Source organism: Dickeya dadantii NCPPB 898 (assembly GCF_000406145.1).
GTDB lineage: Bacteria > Pseudomonadota > Gammaproteobacteria > Enterobacterales > Enterobacteriaceae > Dickeya > Dickeya dadantii.
This window is the reverse complement of sequence record NZ_CM001976.1, coordinates 261,648-267,396: the sequence shown is the minus strand read 5'-3', so window position 1 is coordinate 267,396 and position 5,749 is coordinate 261,648. Positions and strand designations below refer to the sequence as shown.

The window sequence follows — 5,749 nt, the reverse complement described above, 5'->3', positions numbered from 1 at the left end:
AGTTCCAGCAGCTCTTCGTCATCAACCATGTCGCATTTGTTCAGGAACACGATGATGTACGGAACGCCTACCTGACGACCCAGCAGGATGTGCTCACGAGTCTGCGGCATCGGGCCGTCAGTCGCAGCAACTACCAGGATCGCGCCGTCCATCTGGGCAGCACCGGTGATCATGTTTTTCACGTAGTCGGCGTGTCCCGGGCAGTCAACGTGCGCGTAGTGACGAGTCGGGGTATCGTATTCAACGTGAGAAGTGTTGATGGTAATACCACGCGCTTTTTCTTCCGGCGCGTTGTCGATCTGGTCGAATGCACGAGCCTGGCCACCGTAGGTTTTCGCCAGAACGGTAGTGATGGCAGCGGTCAGCGTTGTTTTACCATGGTCAACGTGGCCGATAGTACCGACGTTAACGTGCGGTTTTGTACGTTCAAATTTTTCTTTAGACATCGATTGTCCCTCTAAGACACGGATAAATCGGTGGTATCACCACATCAACCAAGCAATTACTTGCTGAGCTTTTAACAGAAAGAAAATCAGGAGGAAAATAAAGAAGTGGTGCTGATAGGCAGATTCGAACTGCCGACCTCACCCTTACCAAGGGTGCGCTCTACCAACTGAGCTATATCAGCACATCTAATTGGAGCGGGCAGTGGGAATCGAACCCACATCATCAGCTTGGAAGGCTGAGGTAATAGCCATTATACGATGCCCGCATCCTGGAACTCGGCTACCTGATTTCTCTGTAGAACATAAAGCAAGGTACAATTTATATTGATACCTTGCTTTTTTCTCGATCCGGTTTTGATATTTCGTACCGTATCGATTGTATCCTGTCGCCAGGATTAAATTTGATAGTGGGAGAAGGATTATTCGTCGCTCAGCTCCTCACCTTTCGGGCCGTGCTACGCGAGTTGTCTAGCGCTGCTCGACTCGAACTTCGTAGAAGGTTCTCACCTTCCCCAACATGACGTCTGTTACACATCACATTGGTTTAGTCATTTTTCACGACTTGAATTTGGTGGTGGGGGAAGGATTCGAACCTTCGAAGTCTGTGACGGCAGATTTACAGTCTGCTCCCTTTGGCCGCTCGGGAACCCCACCTGATTGTATGTACTTGATGGTGCCGGCTGCCGGAATCGAACTGGCGACCTACTGATTACAAGTCAGTTGCTCTACCTACTGAGCTAAGCCGGCATCAAGTGCTGCGCATTCTAGGCAGAGGGGCCAGTCTATGCAACAAAAAAATTGCTCAAAACGCGCTATCGCTTAGATTTTGCACAAATTCGGATGCTGTTTCACATTACTATCAATCATTCGTGCAAATAAGCGTCAGGCAACACGTTAAAAGTGCGCTGCGCGTACGGTTCTCAGGCATTCAGACCTCAATGATATGTCGCCGTCATCGCCACATATCATGCACCAAAAAAGTGATAATGCTCCCCTTTGTGGCAGTCCTGAGCATGAGATTCGGCATTTAGCCACTTTTAGTCACGCATCTGATGAATGGAACACTCCTTGCATAACACATCAGACGAGACTCGCTTTAGCCCAACCCAGTAGGAGAGACAGCATGAAGATTGTATTACTGAATGTCGCCACTCTTCCGGTCTATCGTTACGAGTTAGCCAGCTTACTGGTAAATGCTGTGGCAAAGGGAGCGTCTGTCGGTTACCACTCTCCGCTGACGCACGAAGAAGCCGAGAGCTATTTTCACAGCCTGCGTCCCTCTGTCGCTGAAGGAGAGCGTCTGTTATGGATTGCGCGTGATGATAATGGCGTGATAGGCAGTATCCAGCTTGAATTGTGCCAAAAATCAAACGGGCAAAACCGGGCTGAAGTACAAAAACTGCTGGTTCATAGCAGCATGCGGCGACAGGGAATTGGAAAACGTTTACTCTCCACGCTGGAACAAGCGGCATTACAGCATCGACGTGGCTTAATCTATCTCGACACGCAAGCCGGTTCGCCCGCCGAGCACTTTTATCGTACTCAGGGCTACCGCTATCTGGGAGAGCTTCCCGACTATGCGAGTTCTCCCGATGGCTATTACTACCCGACAGCTATTCACTACAAGCGTCTGTTCGCCGTGAATCGAGTAGAACGCGCCCTCGCCAGCTAATCCCTGCCTGATGCCTGTATCACAGGTATCAGGGCTGATACAGATTTTTGCTTCTTTTCCTGACCCTCATGGTGGTAACCTGCCCGCTGGACGATAATTTTATCAGGAAAGGATGCTGCGGCTGTTACCTGTCCAGCCTCCCGGTGTCTCAGTTTCATGCGCTGAAACCTGGCTGTTTCCCTTCCTTACCGGTAGCGTCAAGCAGAAATATATTTATGACTAATAAAGCGCAATCTTTCGCAACGCCTTATCTTCAGTTCGATCGCCAGCAGTGGGCCCACTTGCGTGACTCGGTACCATTGACGCTAACTGAAGATGAAATCATCAAACTCAAAGGCATTAACGAAGATCTGTCTTTGGATGAGGTCGCGGAAATTTATCTGCCATTGTCTCGACTGCTCAATTTCTATATCAGTTCCAATTTACGACGTCAGGCCGTACTTGAACAATTTCTGGGAACCGATGGGCAGAAGATCCCCTATATTATCGGTATCGCTGGCAGTGTCGCCGTGGGGAAAAGCACAACGGCGCGTGTACTGCAGGCCCTGCTCAGTCGCTGGCCGGAGCATCGCAAAGTTGAACTGATTACCACCGACGGCTTTCTTCATCCCAATAAGGTATTACAGCAAAGAAACCTGATGAAGAAGAAAGGATTCCCCCAGTCCTATGATATGCATAGCCTGGTGAAATTCGTTTCTGAGATAAAATCCGGTGTTCCCTGGGTCACCGCTCCCACCTATTCGCATCTGACCTATGATATTGTGCCCGATTGCAATAAGGTCATAGAACAGCCAGATATTCTGATTCTCGAAGGACTGAATGTGCTGCAAAGCGGGATGGATTACCCACACGACCCTCATCGTGTTTTCGTATCTGATTTTGTGGATTTTTCCATTTATGTCGATGCGCCAGAGGAACTACTGAAGAGCTGGTATATTAATCGGTTCTTAAAATTCAGGCAGGGCGCATTTACTAATCCCGATTCCTACTTCCACAATTATGCAAAACTGGCGGAGGTGGAAGCTGTTAATATCGCCTCACAATTATGGAATGAGATTAATGGATTGAATCTCAAGCAGAACATATTACCAACGCGTGGACGAGCCAGCCTCATCATGACCAAAAGCGCAAATCATGCGGTCGAATGTGTACGATTAAGAAAATAAAATAGGGGGATGACAATCCCCTATTACCATCCACGCAGAGAAATCTCACCACCGATATAAGATTGAATTTCCCCATCCTGCTCCAGCAATAACGCCCCCTGACTATCAATACCTTTATCAATACCCGTTATTTCCCGGTTACCGACAATCAGCTTCACTGCACGATTATAAAAATTATCCAGATCGTTCCATCGGGAAATAAAAGGCGCCAGACCTTGTTGCTCATAAATAACCAACGCAGTACGTAGTTCAGTAATTAGCTTCACTGCCAGCATATTACGATCTATATCGATCCCGGCTTCCTGCAGGTTGATCCATCCCTGATTGATCACATCCGAACCCGATGAGTTCATACGTAGATTAATACCTGCGCCAATAACCAGATGTGCGGCATCTCCCGTCCGACCATTTAATTCAACGAGAATACCAGCCAGTTTTTTATCGTTCAGATATAGGTCATTCGGCCATTTTACCCTTACCCCGTCAGCCCCCAGATGATGCAAGACTTCCGCCATAACGATGCCAATTACCAGGCTAACGCCAACCGCTGCGGCAGGCCCTTGTTCCAGACGCCAATATAATGACAAATAGAGGTTGCTGCCAAACGGGGAAAACCATGTTCGACCACGACGCCCCCGCCCAGCATTTTGGTATTCGGCAATACAGGCGTCGCCCGATGATACCGAATCGAGGCGGTCCAGCAGATATTGGTTGGTCGAATCAATCACAGGCAGAACTGCTATATTGCCGCTTTGTATATGTGAGCGAATTTTATCCGCATCGAGCAATTGAATCGGGGCAGAAAGTGCATAACCTTTTCCAGTTACGGTAAAGACATCCAGCCCCCACTCTCTGATAGTTTGAATATGTTTATTGATGGCTGCACGGCTCATCCCCATTAGCTCGCCAAGGTATTCCCCCGAATAAAACTCACCATCGGACAGAATAGAGATTAGCTTCAGCGGGACGGTATAATCTTTCATGCCAGAACCTCCAGCGCATTAACTTCGCCCTGAGCGGAAATAAACCGCACCTCAGGTTCCAGCCACACCTCGAATTTCTCTGCGACCTGATTCCTTACATAACGGGCGAGATTAACCACGTCACGACTGGTTGCTTCTCCTTTATTCACCAGAACCAGAGCCTGCTTATCATGAACCGCAGCCTGACCAATCTGATACCCTTTTAAACCACATTGATCGATCAACCAGCCGGCAGCCAGTTTTACCTCACCATTCGGTTGAGGATAATGAGGGACATTGGGATAACTCGCCAGAATGTGCTCAGCCATGGCTGCAGGAATAACCGGATTTTTGAAAAAACTACCAGCATTACCCATTACCTCAGGATCAGGTAATTTACTCCGCCTCATCTGACAGACAGCATCAAAGATTTGTTTTGCTGTTACTACCGTAGGATCAAGGCGGGTAAGATCGCCATATTCCAGAACTGGTTTCCACTCTTTTGATAAATGCAATCCTACCGCGATAATGGCAAATCCGTCCTGGTATTCATGCTTGAAAACGCTATCGCGATAACCGAACTGACACTCTTCAGCACTCAGGCGCACTGTCTCGCCCGTTCTCAGGTTTAGCATATCCACATAAGCGCAAACCTTTTTCAGTTCTACGCCATAAGCACCGATATTCTGAATGGGCGCGGAGCCGACACATCCCGGGATCAAGGCTAGATTTTCAAGACCGGCGATCTGGCGTTCCAGCGTATATTCCACAAGGTAATGCCAGTTCTCCCCAGCCCCAACATGGAGCATCCACTCAGATGCAGTCTCTTTGATCTCAATCCCTTTGAGCCGATTGATGAGTATTATGCCGTGAAAATCGTCAAGAAATAGCACATTACTCCCTCCCCCCAATATCAGTACCGGCAACTTGCCCTGATGAGCGCGTTGCCATGCAGATAGCAACGCGCTTGAATCTGCAATAGTCGCGACTTCTGTCGCAAATACTGGTAAGGAGAAGGAATTAAACGATTTTAGGGATGTGACAGAATTCGTCATAGTAACCAATACGCAGTAAACAGTTAGCTATAGTCTAACTGATCCTGAGGAATTATTGAGGGATGTTTTATCAGCCGACAGGTACAAAAAGCGACAGGCACAGCGACAGGCGCGCGACACAACGCCGGGGAAAGCACAGGACCGGACCGGCCCGTAAAACCACCCCACCGGGCCGCCGCCTGCCCTGACCGGTAGGCTTCCCGGCCCCATAGCAAAAAAACCCCCGGCGTTAACCGGGGGTTCCTTATATGATGCCTGGCAGTTCCCTACTCTCGCATGGGGAGACCCCACACTACCATCGGCGCTACGGCGTTTCACTTCTGAGTTCGGCATGGGGGTCAGGTGGACCACCGCGCTGTCGCCGCCAGGCTAAATTTCTTTTCACTTTCCCCGCCGTCACACCATCCGTGCAACCACACGGAACCAATCCATCGAACAAGCCAAATAT

The 5,749-nt window shown here is 49.0% G+C and carries 5 protein-coding genes, 4 tRNA genes, 1 rRNA gene and 1 other RNA gene; 2 read left to right on the top strand and 9 right to left on the bottom strand.

Going from position 1 to position 5,749, the window contains the following annotated elements; translation table 11 throughout:
* The 6 genes from DDA898_RS01685 to DDA898_RS01665 form a co-directional block, all read right to left on the bottom strand.
* Window positions 1–446, bottom strand: a 446-nt coding sequence (locus tag DDA898_RS01685; protein ID WP_038912386.1) for a GTP-binding protein, incomplete at its 3' end; no start/stop codon positions are given.
* Between the two features lie 106 nt (window positions 447–552).
* Window positions 553–628: transfer RNA gene (locus tag DDA898_RS01680), tRNA-Thr, on the bottom strand.
* Window positions 629–637: 9 nt separating this feature from the next.
* Window positions 638–712: transfer RNA gene (locus tag DDA898_RS01675), tRNA-Gly, on the bottom strand.
* 136 nt (window positions 713–848) lie between these two features.
* Window positions 849–973: non-coding RNA, RtT sRNA (locus DDA898_RS21885), on the bottom strand.
* Window positions 974–1,015: 42 nt separating this feature from the next.
* Window positions 1,016–1,100 (bottom strand) — tRNA-Tyr (locus tag DDA898_RS01670).
* Between the two features lie 17 nt (window positions 1,101–1,117).
* A tRNA-Thr gene (locus DDA898_RS01665) sits at window positions 1,118–1,193 on the bottom strand.
* Between the two features lie 376 nt (window positions 1,194–1,569).
* Between DDA898_RS01665 and DDA898_RS01660 the strand changes: the two genes are divergently transcribed.
* The gene (locus tag DDA898_RS01660) at window positions 1,570–2,118 is read left to right on the top strand and encodes a GNAT family N-acetyltransferase (RefSeq protein WP_038910006.1); all 549 of its coding nucleotides are present in this window, start codon (window positions 1,570–1,572) and stop codon (window positions 2,116–2,118) included.
* 215 nt (window positions 2,119–2,333) lie between these two features.
* Window positions 2,334–3,284, top strand: coding sequence for a type I pantothenate kinase (gene coaA / locus DDA898_RS01655; RefSeq protein ID WP_013315916.1), 951 nt, complete (start codon window positions 2,334–2,336; stop codon window positions 3,282–3,284).
* A gap of 23 nt (window positions 3,285–3,307) precedes the next feature.
* Here the strand turns inward: coaA and birA are convergent, their stop codons facing one another.
* The 3 genes from birA to rrf all read right to left on the bottom strand — a co-directional run bounded on the left by birA (window position 3,308) and on the right by rrf (window position 5,670).
* A complete protein-coding gene (gene birA / locus DDA898_RS01650) occupies window positions 3,308–4,267 on the bottom strand; it encodes a bifunctional biotin--[acetyl-CoA-carboxylase] ligase/biotin operon repressor BirA (RefSeq protein ID WP_038900026.1) in 960 nt (319 codons plus the stop codon).
* Window positions 4,264–5,301 carry a UDP-N-acetylmuramate dehydrogenase gene (murB, locus tag DDA898_RS01645; RefSeq protein WP_038912385.1) on the bottom strand — a complete coding sequence of 346 codons (1,038 nt, stop codon included), beginning with the start codon at window positions 5,299–5,301 and terminating at the stop codon, window positions 4,264–4,266. Before murB ends, birA begins: the two co-directional genes overlap by 4 nt.
* Before the next feature lie 253 nt (window positions 5,302–5,554).
* A 5S ribosomal RNA gene (gene rrf / locus DDA898_RS01640) occupies window positions 5,555–5,670 on the bottom strand.
* Window positions 5,671–5,749: the final 79 nt, after the last annotated feature.

Excerpts from the sequence above, each read along its gene's own strand:
- DDA898_RS01660 (WP_038910006.1), top strand. The coding sequence starts at position 1,570 with ATGAAGATTGTATTACTGAATGTCGCCACTCTTCCGGTCTATCGTTAC.
- birA (WP_038900026.1), bottom strand. The coding sequence starts at position 4,267 with ATGAAAGATTATACCGTCCCGCTGAAGCTAATCTCTATTCTGTCCGAT.
- coaA (WP_013315916.1), top strand. The coding sequence starts at position 2,334 with ATGACTAATAAAGCGCAATCTTTCGCAACGCCTTATCTTCAGTTCGAT.
- murB (WP_038912385.1), bottom strand. The coding sequence starts at position 5,301 with ATGACGAATTCTGTCACATCCCTAAAATCGTTTAATTCCTTCTCCTTA.